At 48.5% G+C, this 19,673-nt stretch carries 18 protein-coding genes and 1 tRNA gene; 16 read left to right on the top strand and 3 right to left on the bottom strand.

The genetic code is table 11. From position 1 onward, the window contains the following. Window positions 1-18: 18 nt before the first annotated feature. A complete protein-coding gene (locus ACO0LL_RS17715) occupies window positions 19-723 on the bottom strand; it encodes a M24 family metallopeptidase (protein ID WP_422952154.1) in 705 nt (234 codons plus the stop codon). Window positions 724-732: 9 nt separating this feature from the next. On the opposite strand from ACO0LL_RS17715, the gene ACO0LL_RS17710 reads away from it, so the two are divergent. Further along, window positions 733-975, top strand: coding sequence for a hypothetical protein (locus ACO0LL_RS17710; protein ID WP_422952153.1), 243 nt, complete (start codon window positions 733-735; stop codon window positions 973-975). A 350-nt stretch (window positions 976-1,325) separates the two neighbouring features. Here ACO0LL_RS17710 and hpnC read toward each other — a convergent pair whose 3' ends face one another. Next, window positions 1,326-2,135, bottom strand: a complete 810-nt coding sequence (hpnC, locus tag ACO0LL_RS17705; protein WP_422952152.1) for a squalene synthase HpnC — start codon at window positions 2,133-2,135, stop codon at window positions 1,326-1,328. A gap of 200 nt (window positions 2,136-2,335) precedes the next feature. On the opposite strand from hpnC, the gene ACO0LL_RS17700 reads away from it, so the two are divergent. The 9 genes from ACO0LL_RS17700 (at window position 2,336) to ACO0LL_RS17660 (ending at window position 14,425) form a co-directional block, all read left to right on the top strand. Continuing rightward, window positions 2,336-3,547 (top strand): efflux RND transporter periplasmic adaptor subunit, encoded by a 1,212-nt coding sequence (locus ACO0LL_RS17700; protein WP_422952151.1) that lies wholly within the window; start codon window positions 2,336-2,338, stop codon window positions 3,545-3,547. Then, window positions 3,544-6,642, top strand: coding sequence for an efflux RND transporter permease subunit (locus tag ACO0LL_RS17695; protein WP_422952150.1), 3,099 nt, complete (start codon window positions 3,544-3,546; stop codon window positions 6,640-6,642). Before ACO0LL_RS17700 ends, ACO0LL_RS17695 begins: the two co-directional genes overlap by 4 nt. A 317-nt stretch (window positions 6,643-6,959) precedes the next feature. Next, window positions 6,960-7,046 (top strand) — tRNA-Leu (locus tag ACO0LL_RS17690). 28 nt (window positions 7,047-7,074) lie between these two features. Continuing rightward, window positions 7,075-8,424, top strand: a complete 1,350-nt coding sequence (tig, locus tag ACO0LL_RS17685; protein WP_422952149.1) for a trigger factor — start codon at window positions 7,075-7,077, stop codon at window positions 8,422-8,424. 17 nt (window positions 8,425-8,441) lie between these two features. Continuing rightward, complete coding sequence (clpP, locus tag ACO0LL_RS17680) at window positions 8,442-9,068, top strand: ATP-dependent Clp endopeptidase proteolytic subunit ClpP (protein WP_162040873.1); 627 nt, start codon at window positions 8,442-8,444, stop codon at window positions 9,066-9,068. 268 nt (window positions 9,069-9,336) lie between these two features. Then, window positions 9,337-10,602 carry an ATP-dependent Clp protease ATP-binding subunit ClpX gene (gene clpX / locus ACO0LL_RS17675; protein WP_422952148.1) on the top strand — a complete coding sequence of 422 codons (1,266 nt, stop codon included), beginning with the start codon at window positions 9,337-9,339 and terminating at the stop codon, window positions 10,600-10,602. Between the two features lie 236 nt (window positions 10,603-10,838). Further along, window positions 10,839-13,256, top strand: coding sequence for an endopeptidase La (gene lon, locus ACO0LL_RS17670; protein ID WP_422952147.1), 2,418 nt, complete (start codon window positions 10,839-10,841; stop codon window positions 13,254-13,256). 203 nt (window positions 13,257-13,459) lie between these two features. Further along, complete coding sequence (locus ACO0LL_RS17665) at window positions 13,460-13,966, top strand: hypothetical protein (protein ID WP_422952146.1); 507 nt, start codon at window positions 13,460-13,462, stop codon at window positions 13,964-13,966. Between the two features lie 18 nt (window positions 13,967-13,984). Beyond that, window positions 13,985-14,425, top strand: a complete 441-nt coding sequence (locus tag ACO0LL_RS17660; RefSeq protein ID WP_422952145.1) for a hypothetical protein — start codon at window positions 13,985-13,987, stop codon at window positions 14,423-14,425. Between the two features lie 476 nt (window positions 14,426-14,901). Here ACO0LL_RS17660 and lexA read toward each other — a convergent pair whose 3' ends face one another. Further along, window positions 14,902-15,558: a transcriptional repressor LexA gene (lexA, locus tag ACO0LL_RS17655; RefSeq protein WP_422952144.1), complete on the bottom strand. Its 657-nt coding sequence runs from the start codon at window positions 15,556-15,558 to the stop codon at window positions 14,902-14,904. Window positions 15,559-15,823: 265 nt separating this feature from the next. Between lexA and rpsF the strand changes: the two genes are divergently transcribed. From rpsF to ACO0LL_RS17625, 6 genes are all read left to right on the top strand, one after another. Beyond that, entirely contained in the window at window positions 15,824-16,192 is a 369-nt protein-coding gene (gene rpsF, locus ACO0LL_RS17650) for a 30S ribosomal protein S6 (protein ID WP_110252958.1), read from the top strand. Between the two features lie 28 nt (window positions 16,193-16,220). Further along, on the top strand, window positions 16,221-16,520 hold the full coding sequence (gene priB / locus ACO0LL_RS17645) for a primosomal replication protein N (RefSeq protein WP_422952143.1): 300 nt from the start codon (window positions 16,221-16,223) through the stop codon (window positions 16,518-16,520). 9 nt (window positions 16,521-16,529) lie between these two features. Next, the gene (rpsR, locus tag ACO0LL_RS17640; RefSeq protein WP_110252960.1) at window positions 16,530-16,814 is read left to right on the top strand and encodes a 30S ribosomal protein S18; all 285 of its coding nucleotides are present in this window, start codon (window positions 16,530-16,532) and stop codon (window positions 16,812-16,814) included. A gap of 26 nt (window positions 16,815-16,840) precedes the next feature. Next, complete coding sequence (rplI, locus tag ACO0LL_RS17635) at window positions 16,841-17,293, top strand: 50S ribosomal protein L9 (protein WP_110252961.1); 453 nt, start codon at window positions 16,841-16,843, stop codon at window positions 17,291-17,293. A gap of 168 nt (window positions 17,294-17,461) precedes the next feature. Further along, window positions 17,462-18,850 (top strand): replicative DNA helicase, encoded by a 1,389-nt coding sequence (locus ACO0LL_RS17630; protein ID WP_422952183.1) that lies wholly within the window; start codon window positions 17,462-17,464, stop codon window positions 18,848-18,850. Window positions 18,851-19,001: 151 nt separating this feature from the next. Beyond that, the gene (locus ACO0LL_RS17625; RefSeq protein WP_422952142.1) at window positions 19,002-19,628 is read left to right on the top strand and encodes a DUF47 domain-containing protein; all 627 of its coding nucleotides are present in this window, start codon (window positions 19,002-19,004) and stop codon (window positions 19,626-19,628) included. Window positions 19,629-19,673: the final 45 nt, after the last annotated feature.

Genomic DNA, 19,673 nt, shown 5'->3' with positions numbered 1-19,673 from the left:
TGCAAGCTCCCTTCGCTTTTATATTTCTTCCAGCTTGCCCTGCTCATTGAAGTAGAAAATCCCTTCATGCTTGAAGCCCCATTTGCCGCCTTTCAGGCGTATGAAGGGTTCAAAGCTGAAAAAGGCGACTTCTCCCAACTCCTGGCTGTTATCAGAATGGATGTATTGGCGCTGGTCGCGGTCTGTGACGATGCTGTGTCCGACATTGTTGCGGTAATCCAGGTTCACGAAGCCATTTTGCCGTATTCGTAAATTGGCCCAGTCAAATAACTGACCAAACGTGGTTTTGGGTGTCACGGTTTCCAGCATTTGCGCATGCAGGTGCTGCTGGAAGCAAAGCCCGTTACGGAACTCCAGCAATTGCGGTGTGTGCGTTACCCTGCCATTTTCAACCGGGAAGGAGCGTGCGCAATCTCCCCAGTATTCATCGTGGACCGGACTCAAATCCACGGTAATCAGGTTGGCTTTGCCAACGGTTTCCTTGCCGGGTTGATAGTCGCTGCCAGAGATGGAAACGCAACTGCGTGACCCTAGCAACACGAGGGCAGGGCATTGGTGGTACCACGTTTTGGAGTAACCTGATTCGCACAACATGGAATAGGCCTTGTCGGCGATGCTTTGTTCTGTGTCTTCAGCAGTGATCATGCCAGCCAGACGTGCCAGTACCGTCTTGGCAGCTGCCTGTATTTCCCTGTGCTTGGCAATTTGCAATGCTGTGGGCATGATATTGAGTTGGCTATCGTACAAAATGCGGGAGCTTATCTATTATTTATGGTGCTTGCTGGAGGATTCGTTGTCGGTATTGCCGCTATCGCCGTCCTGATTGTCTCCACTGCTGTCATCACTATCGCTGGTGACTGCCCTTACGCCAGCGCGCGTGACATCTACTGCGGTGCCAACGACGGCACTGCCGACTTTAACGGTAGTCGAGACGGCGGCATCAGCAATCGCAATGACGGTGCAGCCGTTGAGTGACAATAAAGATAGTAGGAAAACACATCGATATATACAAGTTATACAAGTTCGCATTCAAACTCCAGAATCCTGTGCAGACCCGCTTGCTCATGAAAGAGTCGCCATGGGTTTGCTGTTGGTGTGATTGATAGATTGATTTTAAGTTCAATCCCACGTATCTCCTATTGCTATTGGTCAAAAACAATAATGATTTACATGTTGCTGCAATTTGCAGACACAGCGGGTGCGGGCAAACGTTTGCCAGGTGAGGCGATTGATCTATATTGATCTGTATTGATTTGTATCAGCCGGACTTCGCGTTCAGTTTTACATGCCTCACATGTCTCACATACCTACCTCACAAACCTACCTCACATACGTGTTGCCCGCCATGCCAGCCTGATCCAGTCGGTCTTGGTCAATTTGGGCCTGTGCTGAAATACGTTGTAATTCGCCGCTTCAATTTTTTCCAGTATGCGCAAACCGCCCTGTACTACCAGGCGCAATTCCCATCCCAGCCTGCCGGGCAGGCGTTTTGCCAGTCCGCTGCCTGATTGCATCATATTCCTGGCGCGTGCCACCTGAAAGCGCATCATATTGCGCCAGTCCTCATTCTGCATACCACTGGCAATTTGCTGTTCTCCTATGCCAAACCGGCTCAAGTCATCCAGCGGCAGGTAAATTCTTTGTTTTTGCCAGTCTATGGTGACATCCTGCCAAAAATTGATCAGTTGCAGTGCACTGCAGATGGCATCTGAATCGCGCAAATTCTCAGTACTGGCCTGTTCATACAGGTGCAGCATCAGTGTGCCGACCGGATTGGCAGAGCGGGCACAATAATCCAGCAGTCCGGTAAAGTCTGCATATCTGGTAGTGACAACATCCTGTTTGAATGCCGACAGCAAATCGCGAAAGCTTTGCAAAGGCAGCTTATATTCACGTATCACCTCAGCCAGTGCCTTGAATAGTTGTGATTCGCTGCTACTATTTTTCTCTATGTTATCGAGTTCGCGTTCATATTCTGCCAGTTGCGCCAGCCTTTGCTCCGGGCTGGCATCCCCCTCATCGGCAATGTCGTCGGCACTGCGGGCAAAAGCATAGATGACCTTGACCGCTGGCCTTAAGCGGGCAGGAAGCAAGAGGGAGGCAACAGGGAAGTTTTCGTAATGGTTAACCGACATTTATTGAGCTAAATTCCATGAAAAGTCTTAATGACCGAAAAGTCATTGGCAAAAACAAGATGCTTAACTATAATTACTAACCGCAAAGTCAGTTACTTGATAGTAGCACGCAGTCAATATTAAATATTAATAAAATCGCATTGTCATTTTTGCCCGTTTTGTTCCGGCCCGGAAAGCCAGCATAGTAAAGGAAAACTCCTGTGTTAACACCAGAAACTACCATCCATCCTCAAGCGAGGCAGTTTGCTGGAAGGCGCGCTGTCCCATTTGCCTTCATCCTTGCATCTGCAACACTATTGCTGGCTTGCTCCAAACCTGCCGAGAAAACCGAAGACATACGCCCGGTCAGAACCATTACCCTGGCCAGCAGCAATATAGATATCAATGCCGAGCTGACCGGTGAAGTGCGTCCACGCATAGAGTCACGCCTGGGTTTTCGCGTGCCGGGCAAAATCGTTGCCCGTAAAGTGGATGCCGGTACCCTGGTCAAGCGCGGCCAGGTATTGATGCAGCTTGACCCTCAGGACCTGGCGCTGGCACAGGTTCAGGCCAAGGCGGGCTTGACGGCGGCTGAGAGTAACCGTGATCTGGCCAAGGCTGAATTGAAGCGTTATCAGGAGTTGCGCTCCAAGAATTTTGTGGCCGCTGCCGTACTGGATGGCAAAGAAGTAGCCTACAAATCGGCGCAATCAACTTATGAACAGGCGCTGGCAGCTTATAAAAACCAGTCCAACCAGTCTTCTTATACCAGCCTGGTGGCTGATGTTGATGGCGTGGTAACTGGTATTGATGCCGAGGTAGGGCAGGTGGTTGCAGCGGGTACACCGGTCGTGCGTGTAGCCCAATTGGGGGCCATGGATGTTATCGTAGGTGTACCAGAAGACAAGGTCAATTCCATCCGTCAATTGACGGATGTCAACGTACGTTTGTGGGCCAATCCCGGCCAAACCATACCTGGCAAATTGCGTGAATTGTCACCTATGGCTGATCCAGTCACCCGCACTTATACTGCCAAGGTCAGCCTTGCTGGTGATAACAAAGATGTGCAACTGGGCATGACGGCCTATGTCAGCTTCAATGCGAAAAATCCGAATAGCGCAATCAAAGTGCCTTTGACTGCCTTGTTCCAGGAAAAAAATATTTCTTCAGTCTGGGTGGTTGAGTCTGGCGTGGTCAGGCTGGTGCCGGTTCAGGTGGCCGGTTCTTCTGGCGAAGAAGCCTTGCTGGCTGGTGGTGTCAAGCCAGGTCAGGTAGTGGTGACGGCGGGTGCCAATCTGCTCAAAAATGGTCAGAAAGTGACCATACTCGGTGTGGAAACTGCTCCAGCCCCGGCCAAGTCTGTGGCAGCGGCCAGTGATGCAGCATCTGCCACCCCGGCAGCACCAGCGGCAGCCGCAGGAGCGGCCAAATGAGTGATTCTTCACGTGGTTTCAATTTATCCAGATGGGCGCTGGAGCATATTCCGCTGACGCGCTATCTGATGGTCGTGCTTTTGCTGGGTGGTATACTAAGCTATGGCAAACTGGGGCAGGACGAAGATCCGCCGTTTACTTTCCGCGCCATGGTGGTGCGGGCTATCTGGCCAGGTGCCACCGCTTTGCAAATGGCTGATCAGGTGACCGACAAGCTGGAAAAAAAGTTACAGGAAACGCCTTACATAGACAAGATACGCAGCTACTCCAAACCTGGTGAAACTTTAATCATCCTGCAATTGCGCGAATCGACGCCGCCTAAAGATACGGCGCAATCCTGGTATCAGGTGCGTAAAAAGATCAGCGATATACGCGGGACTTTGCCGCCGGGTGTCGTAGGTCCCTTCTTCAATGATGAATTCGGCGATACCTATGGCTCCATCTTTGCCTTGTCTGGCGATGGTTTCAAGTATGAAGAGGTCAAGGAATATGCCGACTTCGTGCGTCAGCAATTTTTGCGTATCCCTTCTGTATCCAAGGTTGAACTGTTTGGTGTGCAGGACGAGAAAATCAATATTGAATTCTCGCAAAAGAAATTCTCACAACTGGGCGTGCCTTTTGATGCCATCGTAGGGCAAATCAATTCGCAAAATGGTGTTGAAACTACCGGTGTGTTAACGACCTCCACAGACAATCTGCAAGTCCGTATTTCTGGCGCGCTGATGACGGTGAAAGAGCTGGAGAATTTGCAGTTGCGCGCTAATGGCACGACTTTCCGCCTTGGTGATTTTGCCACGGTCAAACGTGAGTACAAGAACCCGCCACAAGACAAAATGCGTTTCAACGGCAAAGAAGTTGTCGGCCTGGGTATTTCCATGGAAAAGGGCGGCAATATCATAGAGTTGGGCAAACATCTGCAAGTTGATGTTGCAGAGATCAAGGCAAAACTGCCAGTAGGTATTACGCTGGAGCAGGTGACCAATCAGCCGGATGCCGTGAAGTCGTCCGTTGGTGAATTTATCCGTACGCTGATAGAAGCGGTCGTCATTGTTCTTGCAGTCAGCTTCCTGGCCTTGGGTTTGCATACCAAACCTTTCCGCCTCGATATCTGGCCTGGCCTGGTGGTTGGTTTGACGATACCGCTGGTATTGGCAATTACCTTCCTGTTCATGCGCATCTTTGATATCGATTTGCACAAGATATCGCTGGGAGCTCTGATCATTGCCCTGGGTTTGCTGGTCGATGATGCGATTATCGCGGTTGAGATGATGGTCAGAAAAATGGAAGAAGGTTTCTCGCGCTTTGATGCGGCAACCTTTGCCTATACTTCTACTGCCATGCCCATGCTGACAGGTACGTTGATTACGGCAGCAGGTTTCTTGCCTATCGGTCTGGCAAAATCTGCAGCGGGTGAGTATACCTTCTCGATGTTCTCGGTAAATGCCCTGGCTTTGCTGATCTCATGGCTGGCTGCGGTTATTTTTACGCCTTATCTGGGTTACCTGCTGTTGAAGGTTAAGCCGCATGCAGGTGGCGGTGGTAGTGAGCATGAGATTTTTGACACACCGTTTTACTCGCGCTTTCGTGCGCTGGTGAACTGGTGCGTGACCTGGCGCAAGACGACGATAGTCATTACGCTTGGCGTGTTCATGCTGGGTGTGTATGGATTCAAGTTCATTGAGCAGCAATTCTTCCCTGACTCCAGCCGCCCTGAATTGATGGTGGAGTTGTGGTTGCCAGAGGGCTCATCCTTCCAGGCAACAGAAGCGCAGGCTAAAAAGTTTGAAGCCTTCATCCAAAAACAGAAAGGTGTGGAAAGCGTGACCAGCTATGTAGGTACGGGTAGTCCTCGTTTCTATTTGCCGTTGGATCAGATTTTCCCACAAACCAACGTGTCGCAGATCGTGGTCTTGCCTAAGGATTTGAATGCGCGTAGAGATTTGCGACTGGCGATTATCGAAGCCTTCAAGAAAGATTTTCCTGAGGTGCGTGGTCGTGTGAAACTCTTGCCTAACGGTCCACCAGTTCCTTATCCGGTGCAGTTCCGTGTTACGGGTCTGGAAGTGAACAAGGTCAGGGAAATTGCAGATCGTGTCAAAGAAGTCATGCGTGCTAACCCAAATACGGTGGGTGTGAATGACAACTGGAACGAGTCAGTCAAGGTAGTGCGTATTGATCTGGATCAGGATAAATTGCGTGCCTTGGGTATTACATCGCAAGCTGTCATGCGTGCTGCGAATACCATACTGACGGGTACTACCGTTGGTCAGTTCCGTGATGGTAATAAACTGATTGATATTGTCGTGCGTCAGCCAGTCGATGAGCGTTCGACGATAGAGGCATTGGGTAATGCTAATGTACCAACCGGCAGTGGCAAATTTGTGCCTTTGTCTCAGGTTGCCCGTATCAATCTGGTATGGGAGCCGGGTGTGGTCTGGCGTGAAGGCCGTGAGTGGGCGGTGACGGTGCAGTCTGACGTGGTTGATGGCATACAGGGTCCGACAGTATCAAGCCAGGTATCACCAAAACTGGATCAGATCAGGGCCAGCCTCTTGCCAGGTTACAAGATAGAGTTGGCAGGTGCAGCAGCGGATAGTGGCAAGGCGCAGGAATCGATTGCAGCCAATGTTCCATTTGTGATTTTCATCATCTTTACTTTGCTGATGTTGCAGTTGCATAGCTTCTCCAGATCCTTGCTGGTATTCCTGACCGGCCCTCTGGGTGTGGCGGGGGCGGCGATGGCTTTGTTGATATTGCAACGTCCATTCGGCTTTGTCGCACAACTTGGTGTGATTGCCCTGTTCGGTATGATCATCCGTAATTCGGTGATCTTGATTGACCAGATCGAGCACGATATAGGTGAGGGCGCTGCACCATGGGATGCGATTGTGGAATCGGCAGTACGCCGCTTCCGTCCTATCATCCTGACGGCAGCAGCGGCAGTGCTGGCGATGATACCTTTGTCCCGTTCCGTGTTCTGGGGGCCGATGGCGGTCGCTATCATGGGGGGGTTGATTATTGCGACTGCTCTGACCTTGCTGTTCTTGCCAGCTTTATATGCGGCATGGTTCAGGGTCAAGAAGACCAGTATTTAAGAGTATCTGGGATATTTTGGGGTTCCACCCCTGTCAGGACAGCTATGCTGACAGGGGCGGAATCGCTGGATAAACCGCGCAATACTGCCCCTACATAGTGTTTTATAGCCTTTTATGGTGTTTCCGCTGCTGCATTGGGCTTGTATTTAAAAAAATAAGGCACATGCCGGTAAAATCCAGTAGAATATCGGGCTGGAGTTGTAATGCCACATACATCAGTTTTGGGCGACGCTTGAATTTCGGGTCGCCCTTTGCTTTTGTGACGGCCGTGCAGAACGTGTGGCGGCATTGCGCCGGTGAACATAAACATACATCCCGCGAGGATGGCGAAATTGGTAGACGCACCAGGTTTAGGTCCTGACGCCAGCAATGGTGTGGGGGTTCGAGTCCCCCTCCTCGCACCACAGAATTTTTACTATTTGGACGATTTTCATGGCAACTGCAGTCGAAACTTTAGATAAATTGGAACGCCGTTTGACGATTTCCTTCCCGGTCGCTGATGTGCAATCGGAAGTTGAAAAGCGTTTGAAACAGCGCGCACGCACAGCAAAAGCGCCTGGTTTCCGTCCTGGTAAAGTACCTATGAAAATGGTAGCTGCGCAATATGGCTATCAAGTAGAAACGGAAGTACTGAACGACAAAGTCGGCCAGGCTTTTGCTGCTGCAGCAAATGAAAACAAATTGCGTGTTGCTGGTTACCCAAGCATAGAGCCAAAGTCTGGATCAGACGTGGCTGAAGGCAGCTTGGCATTCGATGCAACTTTTGAAGTGTATCCAGAAATCACCGTTGGTGACTTGACTGTTGCTGAAGTTGAGCAAGTCAAATCTGACGTAACTGATGCCGAAATCGATAAAACCATCGATATCCTGCGCAAGCAACGCGTGCATTTCCACGTTAAAGGTGAGCAGGGCGCGCACGGTGACGGCGGTGCAGACCAGTCCGCACAAAATGGCGACCGTGCTACAGTAGATTTCGTAGGCAAAATCGACGGCGTCGAATTTGCTGGCGGCAAAGCTGATGGTTTCGCCTTCGTACTGGGTGAAGGCCGCATGTTGCCTGAGTTCGAAACAGCAACTATCGGTCTGAAAGTTGGTGAGTCCAAGACTTTCCCACTGGCTTTCCCTGAAGATTATCATGGCAAGGATGTTGCAGGTAAAACTGCAGAATTCACGATCACTTTGACAAAACTGGAATGGGCGCATATGCCTGAAGTAGATTCCGAGTTTGCCAAAATGCTGGGCGTGGAAGATGGCGACCTGGTCAAAATGCGCGCAGATATCAAGGACAATCTGGAACGCGAAGTACGCGGCCGTGTTAAATCCAAGACTAAAGAAAGCGTCATGGACGCATTGGTCAAGGTTGTTGAATTTGACGTACCTAAAACTTTGGTAACGCAAGACAGCGAACGTTTGGCAGAAATGACACGTCAAGACATGGCGCAACGCGGCATGAACGTCAAAGACGTGCCTTTCCCTACAGACTTGTTCAATGCACAAGCTGAGCGTCGCGTTCGCCTGGGTTTGATCCTGGCTGAACTGGTCAAGGCAAACAATCTGCAAGCAACAACTGAACAAATCAAAGCGCAAGTTGAAGATTTTGCTCAAAGCTATGAAGACCCGCAGCAAGTCGTTAAATATTATTTCAGCGACCGCAACCGTTTGGCTGAAGTTGAAGCCCTTGTATTAGAAGAAAACGTCGTTAACTATGTGCTGGGTAAAGCGAAAGTCACAGACAAAGTTCTGCCTTTCGACGAATTGATGGGTAACAACGCACAAGCGTAACAAATAAAGGAAAACACATGACAGGCATCATCCGTAATTCGGCACTGGACACAAACATGCTGGGCATGGTGCCTATGGTGATTGAGCAAAGCGGCAGGGGTGAGCGTTCATACGACATCTACTCACGCTTGCTCAAGGAACGTGTGATTTTCCTGGTGGGTCCGGTCAATGATCAGACTGCCAATCTTGTTGTTGCACAGTTACTGTTCCTGGAAAGTGAAAATCCTGATAAGGATATTTCACTTTACATCAACTCTCCTGGTGGTTCGGTATCTGCTGGTATGGCGATTTTCGATACCATGGAATTCATCAAACCTGACGTTTCTACCCTGTGTACCGGTATGGCGGCATCCATGGGTGCCTTTTTGCTGGCAGCAGGTGCCAAGGGCAAGCGTTTCTCTTTGCCAAATTCCCGTATCATGATTCACCAGCCTCTGGGCGGCGCCCAAGGCCAGGCATCTGATATAGAAATCCAGGCACGTGAAATCTTGTATTTGCGTGAGCGCCTGAATGGCATACTGGCTGAAAAAACTGGCCGCAGCCTGGAACAAATTGCCAAAGATACAGATCGTGATAATTTCATGTCAGCAGATGCTGCTGCGGAATATGGTCTGATCGATAAGGTGCTGGCGCATCGCGCTTAAATCCTCCGAGCACATTGCTTATCAAAAGAAAAACGCCTGTTCCATGACGGTCCGGGCGTTTTTTTATTCTGTTCTATAATGTCTCTTTGCTTCCCATTGTTGCATATTGATGTCATGACGAAAGACGTTTTTGCAGGTAATATGCAAGACCAAGAAGCTGAGATTATTAATGCTTAATATGCGTGGCCGAGGCCTGAGTCCAGACTCTGTCCAGTCAGCGTGTAATCATCAGTTTATAGATTAATTTTGTTTATTTCATATACGTATCATGCCCGATAAAAAATCCTCCAGCGGAGAAAAGTTGCTCTATTGCTCGTTTTGCGGCAAGAGTCAGCATGAGGTTAAAAAATTAATAGCTGGGCCATCCGTATTCATCTGCGACGAGTGTATCGATTTGTGCAATGACATCATTCGTGACGAAGTGTCAGAGATTGATAATATTGCCAGTGCGAAAACTGAGTTGCCTACGCCGCAAGAAATCACTGACTTGCTGGATCAGTACGTCATTGGTCAGCTTGGTGCCAAGCGTATTCTGGCGGTAGCGGTATATAACCATTACAAGCGCCTTAAGCACTTGGGTAAAAAAGACGATGTCGAGCTGGCTAAGAGTAATATCTTGCTGGTTGGCCCTACTGGTTCAGGTAAAACCTTGCTGGCGCAAACACTGGCACGCATGTTGAACGTGCCTTTCGTTATTGCCGATGCGACTACCCTGACTGAAGCTGGTTATGTCGGTGAAGACGTAGAAAACATCATTCAAAAATTGCTGCAAAATTGCAACTATGAAGTCGAGCGCGCGCAAAAAGGTATCGTTTATATTGATGAGATCGACAAGATTTCCCGTAAATCTGATAATCCATCCATTACCCGTGATGTTTCTGGTGAAGGCGTGCAGCAAGCTTTGCTGAAGCTGGTTGAAGGTACCATGGCATCTGTGCCGCCTCAGGGTGGTCGCAAGCATCCGAATCAGGATTTCATACAGATCGATACCACCAACATCATGTTCATCTGCGGTGGTGCATTTGATGGTCTGGCCAAGATCATTTCTGACCGTTCTGAGCGCAGTGGCATAGGTTTTTCCGCCAGCGTCAAGAGCCAGGCAGAAAAGAGTGCTAGCGAAGTGATGCAAGATGCAGAGCCACAAGATTTGATCAAGTTCGGTCTTATTCCCGAGCTGGTTGGTCGTTTGCCTGTTATCGCCACTTTGAATGAGCTGGACGAGGCTGCCCTGATCCAGATTCTGGTTGAGCCTAAGAATGCCCTGATCAAGCAATATGCAAAATTGCTAGAGATGGAAGGCACTGAGCTCGAAATTCGTCCGGCTGCCTTGCAAGCCATCGCCAAGAAAGCGATCATGCGTAAAACCGGTGCCCGTGGCCTGCGTTCCATCCTCGAGCACGCCTTGCTGGATGTCATGTATGACTTGCCTAGCCATCAGAATGTGGAGAAGGTTGTTATTGACGAAAGTACGATCACTAACGGCGCAAAACCATTGTTGATTTACCATGAGCAACCAAAAGTTTCAGGCGCCTGATGGTATTGTTTGCTGCGAAGTAACAAAATGGGGACTTAGCTCCCCATTTTTATTTATTTTGCCTCGTTTTAATTTGATTCGAAGTACAATGGATTAACAAAACGATTCTGGCTTCAATCGTAAAGCTACCCGGAGAAGCTCTCTGAGTGGCTTTTTTTATTGTTTTTTTCCAGAATGGGCTTGTGTTTCCGCCCAGTGCGCCAACATTGTTAACCAGTATTTATGAAAGGTGCGCCATGACGACTACTCTGATTACCGAACAAACCCAATTGCCGTTGTTGCCACTGCGTGATGTCGTTGTATTCCCGCACATGGTAATCCCCCTGTTTGTGGGCCGCCCCAAATCCATTAAAGCCTTAGAAGCCGCCATGGATCAGGGCAAGAGCATCATGCTTGCCGCCCAGAAAGCCGCTGCCAAGGATGAACCTTCGGCAGATGATATTTATGAAATTGGCTGTATTGCCAATATTTTGCAAATGCTGAAATTGCCCGACGGCACTGTCAAAGTGCTGGTCGAAGGTGCGCAACGTGCGCGCATCAGCAAGATCCATGATTCTGAATCGCATTTCTTTGCCGACCTGACACCTATCGCCGTCGATGAAGGTGATGAGTCGGAAGTCGAAGCTATGCGCCGTACTATCGTTCAGCAATTTGACCAATACGTCAAACTGAACAAAAAGATTCCACCAGAAATTCTGGCATCCCTGTCCGGCATTGATGATGCTGGTCGCCTGGCTGATACCATCGCCGCGCACCTGCCTTTGAAGCTGGAACAAAAACAAGTCATCCTGGAAATTTTCAGTGTGGCAAAACGTCTTGAGCATTTGCTGGGTCAGCTCGAAGGTGAGCTTGATATCCTGCAGGTTGAAAAGCGCATCCGTGGTCGCGTCAAACGTCAGATGGAAAAATCCCAGCGTGAGTATTACCTGAACGAGCAAGTCAAGGCGATACAGAAAGAGCTGGGCGAGGGTGAAGAAGGTGCGGATATTGACGAGCTGGAGAAAAAAATCCTGGCCGCCAAGATGCCTAAAGAAGCCCGCGACAAAGCACAGAATGAGTTGAAAAAACTCAAGATGATGTCGCCTATGTCGGCAGAAGCTACTGTCGTCCGTAATTACATCGACACTATCGTTAATTTGCCATGGAAGAAAAAATCCAAGGTCAATAATGATTTGACGAATGCCGAAAAAGTATTGGAAGACGAACACTTTGGCCTCGATAAGGTCAAGGAACGCATCCTGGAATATCTTGCAGTACAACAGCGTGTCGACAAGCTCAAAGCGCCTATCTTGTGTCTGGTAGGTCCTCCAGGTGTGGGTAAAACCTCGCTGGGGCAATCCATTGCCCGCGCTACGAACCGCAAGTTTGTGCGCATGGCCTTGGGTGGCGTGCGTGATGAGGCAGAAATTCGCGGTCATCGCCGTACCTACATAGGTTCCATGCCAGGCAAGATTTTGCAAAGCCTGTCCAAGGTTGGTGTGCGTAATCCTTTGTTCCTGTTGGATGAAGTGGACAAGATGGGAGCTGACTTCCGTGGTGATCCTTCATCGGCTTTGCTGGAGGTGTTGGACCCTGAGCAAAATCACACTTTCTCGGATCACTATATCGAAGTCGATTTCGATTTGTCCGATGTGATGTTTGTAGCGACGTCCAATTCCTACAATATCCCGCCAGCATTGCTGGACAGGATGGAAGTTATTCGTCTGTCAGGTTATACCGAAGATGAAAAAACCAGCATTGCACAACGCTATCTGTTGCCCAAGCAAATCAAGAACAATGGTTTGAAAGAAGGCGAAATCACTGTGGCTGAGAGTGCAATACGCGACATCATTCGCTATTACACCCGTGAAGCTGGCGTGCGTTCGCTGGAAAGGGAAATCTCCAAGATTTGCCGCAAGGTCGTGAAAATGCTCTTGCTCAAAAAGACCGAGAAAAAAGCCACGGTCAATTCAAAAAATCTGGACAAGTACCTGGGTGTGCGCCGCTATGACTTTGGTGTCGCCGTCAAGGATAACCAGATCGGTCAGGTAGTTGGTTTAGCCTGGACTGAAGTTGGTGGTGATCTCTTGACCATCGAGGCTGTCAACATGCCAGGTAAAGGTGGTGTCATCCGTACCGGTACTTTGGGCGATGTCATGAAAGAATCGATAGAGGCAGCCCGCACTGTTGTGCGCAGCCGCGCCAAGCGCCTGGGTATCAAGGCAGATGTGTTCGAGAAGAGTGATATCCATATCCACGTACCTGAAGGCGCAACACCAAAAGATGGCCCGTCTGCTGGTATCGCCATGACGACGGCTCTGGTTTCAGTGTTTACTGGTATTCCGGTTCGTGCTGATGTTGCCATGACAGGTGAGATTACGTTGCGTGGTGAGGTATTGCCTATCGGTGGCTTGAAAGAGAAATTGCTGGCTGCCCACCGTGGTGGTATCAAGACAGTATTGATACCTGAGGAAAACGCCAAGGATCTGGCTGAGATCCCGGACAATGTCAAAAACAAACTGGAAATCATCCCGGTACGCTGGATAGACAAGGTCCTGGAAATTGCACTGGAAACCCAGCCTGTTCCTTTGGTTGACGAACCAGTCCCTGTGGCTGCCGCAGCAACACCGGCAACGCCAGAAACACCAGCGGATACGACTGTGGTAAAGCACTAAGTTAGTCAGCATTTGTTGGTGCTTGCCAGCCAAGTGCTGGCAACAAAAAAATGAAATCGCCCGATTTTTGAATCGGGCGATTTTTTTTGCAGGCAGTTTTATGTCGTTGCGCAATTGCGGTAATGTTAAATTGTTGTCAACACGGGTTCAATTTAATCTATGATTCATTCTCTTTATTTTTAGATTGGAAATGGTCTGGTTCTATGACTACTTTGGCGCAACTTGATAAACACGCGAGCAAATGGTTCCACGACGCGATGCGGCGGCGCGGGTTTGCCGTAGAAAAGAAATTTACTTTTTGGCGTAAGCGCGGGCCTTTATTTGATATGTTTGTCGCAAGAATAAGTTCAGGCGGATTTCTTGATATCAATGTAACGATCTGGTCGCCTTGGGTAAATCATCCAAATGGTGAACTTGGAGAGTTCCCACCCGACTATATATTGATTGGTGGCCGCCTCTCTGAGGATTTTCCCAAAAATATGTTTAGCGACCCAATGTTTTCTGTCGAAAATGAGGAAGATATTGAACAAGTTTTGAGATCTGTATTGGAATTAATTGATAAATACGCTCTACCCTGGTTTCCGACAGTTCGTTCATATGAAACGTATGTGGCCTACGTTGGGAAGCGTGGCTATCATCCGACTCCCGAACGGATAGAAATGGTAAAAGCCGGAATTGCACGAGGCTTCCAGCAAGAGCCATATATTTGATTTTTTACCAGGTGAAATATGTCTGTCGATATTTTTGTGATTCTAGAAAAAGAGAAAATGCCTATCCCCAAGCGATGGGCGCAAGCAATTGCGGATGCAGAGTTTGATCTGCAAATTGACACGGATTTTGATGTTGAAGAATTTTCCGGGTTTTTGCCCTGCATATACAAGGGTGAAGAAACTGGGTTCGAATATTTTTTCGAAGAGTTGGAAGACGATTTTTTGGACGAAGATGCGACACCGCAGCTTAAGGGTAGAGATTATCTGGTGACCTTTTCGACGCACAGTGATTTAACTGAACTGATAGCGTCGACTATTGCGTCAGCAGTCTTGTGTTCAATGTCCAACGGATTAATTCTGAATGATGAGGATGGACTACCCTTCATCAAGTCGCAAGATGCGATTGCCTATGGCAAGAAAGCAGAGGCTGAATTGATATTGGATTTGGATGGAGAATAGCTGACAGTATCCGGATAAATCAACTCAGGTCCTATGCAAGTAAGAATGCCTGTTTTTCTGTAAAAGTACGCTAGAAATGTTGCGATCAATATCGCTTACATGATCAACATCAATATCTCGGCAAGTATAGAGTCAGCGAAACTATAAGGCATCAATCATAAAGAGTGACGTAAAAGAGTTCATTAGTTATGTTATCGCGATGCGCGCTCGAAATGCTTTTAGCAGTATGAATAGTCTCGTCTTGCAAGGCGAGACTATTGGGTGGGCGTGGAGTAGTGTTTCGCGAACTTTTTGCTTCTGATCTTTGCGCTGCCCCAAGTAAATTCTGTTGGGGGTTGGCTGAGATTATGTCAACTCGCAAATTCAGCACGTGAACTGTTGATAGCAGGTGCATCCTTTGGCGCCACTATCAAAAAAGTTTGGGGACGAGCCGGGCGTGATCCGGATGAGAGGGGAGGATCACGCCCGGGCTGACCTCAAACCCAGTTGCGCATTAGGCCGACAGCCAGGCCTTCCAGCGCGAAATCTTCTTCCGTATCACCAATCTTGATCACAGGATAATCCGGGTTTTCTGGCATCAGCTCGATCAAACTGCCAGTTTTTTTATAGCGTTTGACGGTAACATCATCACCGAGGCGGGCAACAACGATCTGGCCATTGCGGGCACTGTCTGCCTTTTTGACTGCCAGCAAGTCGCCATCAAGTATGCCAGCGTCACGCATGGACATGCCACGTACCTTCAGTAAAAAATCTGGTTTGGCAGAGAACAGGGCAGGATCTACGTGGTAAGTCGATTCTATATGTTCACTTGCCAGTATCGGCGAGCCGGCAGCAACCCGGCCAACCAGTGGCAGGGCTAGTTGCAGCAGGGCAGGATGGGGCAAGGCCAGTTGCTTGCCTGTGATATGGCTGGACAACTCTGACTCCAGCAGGCGTATGCCGCGTGAAGTGCCTGCCGCAATTTCTATAACGCCTTTGCGTGCCAGTGCTTGCAAATGTTCTTCTGCCGCATTGGTGGAGCGAAACCCCAGTTCTGTCGCAATCTCGGCACGGGTAGGAGGAAAGCCCGTGTTTTGAATGGCGTCTTTGATCAGGTTCAGGATTTGTTCCTGGCGGGAAGTGAGTTTGAGCATGGCGTTTTCTAGTGTTAAGGTGCTGTATATACAAGCAGTCTGTATTTTTATACAGTAAAGCTGAATATGCAAGTCAAAATGACCGCAATTACTGAGAAATGTGAAAAAAATACCTCACTTACCTTCGGGAATTGGCAGATAAATAGCCTAAGTCACTGATCTAATTGATCAATATGAAAAACTGGGTTATTATTGTCGGCTTTCCTCTTCCCGCACTCGTCTTGACGCCGAGGCGGGCTATTTTTATTGTCCACAAGGAGAATATATGCGTCATTATGAAATCGTATTTATCGTACATCCAGATCAGAGCGAGCAAGTTCCTGCAATGATCGAGCGCTACAAGGCAAGTGTTGTAGCCCGTGGTGGTCAAATCCACCGCGTTGAAGACTGGGGTCGTCGTCAATTGGCTTACATGATTCAAAAATTGGCAAAAGCACACTATGTTTGCTTGAACATCGAATGCGATGCTGAAACTCTGCTCGAGTTGGAAACAGCATTCAAATTCAATGATGCTGTCTTGCGTCACCTGACAGTCAAATTGAAAAAAGCAGAAACAACACCTTCTCCTATGATGAAAGCTGTTCAGAAAGAAGATGCTGCAAAAGCTCAACGTGTTGAAGCGCCTGCTGCTTAATAATTGACAAAGGTCGCGTAAAAAAATAGTGAATCAGCTGAAGCTCGTAGCCCGGATTGTGGAAAAAAGCGCATTGCGCTACACCCCGGCCGGTATCCCGATAGCTTCTGCTACCTTGATGCATAGTTCAGAGGCTCGTGAGGCGAACACAGTTCGGCAGGTCGAGTTTGAAATTTCTGCGATGGCTGCTGGTGAAATATCCCAGCGTTTTACAGAAATTGCCTTGGAACAGCCCATGGAATTCACCGGTTTTTTAGCGCGCAAAAATCGCAATAGCAAAAGTCTCGTTTTTCACGTCACTGAATTCGAGACACATTTACTAGATTAGGAGCCAAAAATGGCATTCGGTAAAAAATTCGACAAAAGCAAATTGAAGCAAAAGCGTCAACAACAAAACCCTTTGTTCAAACGCAAAAAATTCTGCCGCTTCACAGCAGCACATGTAGAAAAAGTTGACTACAAAGACATCGACACACTGAAAGATTTCGTGCAAGAAAACGGCAAAATCATGCCAGCACGTTTGACCGGTACAAAAGCGCTGTATCAACGTCAAGTTGACACTGCAATCAAACGTGCACGTTACCTCGCGTTGCTGCCATACACTGATTTGCACACAGCGTAATTGACGACAAGGTAAAGGAGAAAAATATGCAAGTTATTCTGTTGGATAAAGTCGTTAATCTCGGCAATCTGGGTGATGTAGTTCGCGTTAAAGACGGCTATGCACGTAACTTTTTGATTCCACAACGTATGGCTCGTCGTGCTACGACAGCTGCAGTTGCTGAATTCGAAGCAAAACGCGCTGAACTGGAAAAAGCAGCAGCAGCCAAATTGGCAGCAGCTCAAGCTCAAGGCGAAAAACTGTCCGGTCTGACCGTACAAATCACACAAAAATCTGGTGTAGATGGCCGTTTGTTTGGTTCCGTCACTAATGCTGATATCGCTGAAGCCCTGACTAAACAAGGTTTCGCAGTAGAAAAAGCACAAGTACGTTTGCCACAAGGTCCGTTGAAGATCGCTGGCGAGCACAGTGTTTCCGTTGCTTTGCATACTGACGTTGTTGTTGACGTTAATGTTGCAGTAGTAGGCGAACACGCTTAATTTGCTGTCTTGGCAAATTCAAAAAAAAGCCGGGTTTTCCCGGCTTTTTTTATGTCGATGGCTGAATTTTGGGCTATTTGGCTATTTGTCACAAACTTGTCACAAACTGGTTCATTTCTCCATGTTGGGACGTTCTGATAGTTTGATTTAACGGTTATAATGCGCGCCATGAAAGCTGGTTCTGATCCTCAACTTGATGCCTTGCGTGTCCCCCCTCATTCCATAGAAGCAGAGCAATCTGTTCTCGGAGGTTTGCTGCTTGACAATGCCGCCTGGGATCGTATTGCCGACTTCATCAACGAAGAAGATTTTTATCGTTATGACCACAGGATCATTTTCCAGTGCATGGTCAAATTGATCAATTCTTCGCGTCCTGCTGACGTCATCACTGTGTATGAAGCACTGAATGGTGTGGGTAAGGCAGAAGATGCCGGTGGCCTGACCTACCTTAACGCACTTGCGCAGAATACACCTTCGGCTGCGAATATACGCCGCTACGCAGAGATCGTGCGCGACCGCGGTGTCTTACGCAAGCTGATTACCGTGGCAGATGAGATTTCAGGAGATGCCTTCAACCCCCAAGGGAAAGAGGTCAAGCAGATGCTGGACGCGGCGGAATCCAAGATTTTCGCGATTGCCGAAGAGGGCGCGCGCGGGGCGCAAGGTTTCCAGGCCATCCAGCCCTTGTTGACACAAGTCGTTGAGCGCATTGATGAATTGTATAACCGCGACAACCAGAACGATATTACCGGTGTACCTACCGGTTTTGTTGATCTGGACAAAATGACTTCAGGCTTGCAGCCGGGCGATCTGGTGATTGTGGCGGGACGTCCCTCCATGGGTAAAACCGCGTTCTCATTGAACATCGGTGAAAACGTAGCAATAGACAGTGGTTTGCCAGTCGCAGTGTTCTCCATGGAGATGGGCGGCGCCCAGCTGGCGATGCGTATGCTGGGCTCGGTAGGCCGTCTGGATCAAAGCCGCCTGCGGGTCGGCAAGCTGACTGATGAAGACTGGCCCCGCCTGACGCATGCGATACAAAAAATGAATGATGCACAGTTGTACATTGATGAAACACCAGCGCTGAGTTCAATTGAGTTGCGTGCACGCTCACGCCGCCTGGCGCGCCAGTGTGGCAAACTAGGCCTGGTGATTGTCGATTACCTGCAATTGATGTCAGCCAACTCTGCTGGTGAAAACCGTGCGACTGAGATTTCTGAAATTTCCCGTAACTTGAAGGGTCTGGCAAAAGAACTGCATTGTCCAGTGATTGCCTTATCCCAGTTGAACCGCTCTCTGGAGCAAAGACCAAATAAACGCCCAGTCATGTCTGACTTGCGCGAATCGGGTGCGATTGAGCAGGATGCTGACGTCATCATGTTTATTTATCGTGACCAGGTATATAACCCGGATTCACCTGATAAGGGCACGGCAGAAATCATTATTGGTAAGCAGCGTAACGGCCCTATTGGTAGTGTGCGCCTGACTTTCCTGGGTGAGTACACCAAATTCGATAACTATGTCGGTCATTTGTCCGTGTTTGGTGATAACGAATAATATTGAAAAAAGTATGAACTGATATTGATTGTTTGGTAGAGACGAAGTGGTGTTGTAAAGACTTAAATGTAGAACAGTGTTGCCAGGCATGTTTGTATGCATGCACTTTCCTGGACAATTCTAGAAATCTTATATTTTCAGTGAGAATAAAATGTTTGGACGCTTGATGCCCACCGAGGGCAAATTTTTTGAACTCTTCAATCAACATGCTGAGTTATGTGTCAAAGGCTCCAAAGAAATGGTTGCCCTAATGACGAACTTTGATGACCTGGAGATCCGTGTTCACGCGATAGAGAGCATAGAAAAGCAGGCCGATACTGTCACTTACAATACGATAGAATTGTTGCACAAAACCTTCATCACACCACTGGACCGTGATGACATCCATAAACTGATCACACGTATGGATGATATTCTGGACTTGCTGGAAGATGCTGGTCAGACTATCTCTCTGTACGATATCCGCGAAATCACACCAGAAGCAAAGCGTCTGGCTGAACTTTGCCTGGGTTGCGCTGAAAAAGTAAGGGCCGCTGTGGCCTTGTTGCATAACATGGATAACTCCCGTGAAATCCTGGCCTTGTGCGAAGAAATCGACCGCCTGGAATCGGATGCGGATCACGTCATGCGTGCTGCCATGTCCAAACTGTTCCGCGATGAACCTGATGTCCGCAATCTGATCAAACTTAAAGCGATCTACGAAATACTGGAAACAGTGACGGATCGTTGTGAAGATGTTGCCAATATCATAGAAGGCATTATTGTTGAGAACGCTTAAGCGTCTGACTTTTTTATTTTGACGCTTAATTGACGCTTAACAGTT

Source organism: Undibacterium sp. TC4M20W (assembly GCF_049340245.1).
GTDB lineage: Bacteria > Pseudomonadota > Gammaproteobacteria > Burkholderiales > Burkholderiaceae_D > Undibacterium.
This window is presented reverse-complemented; position numbering and strand designations above follow the sequence as displayed.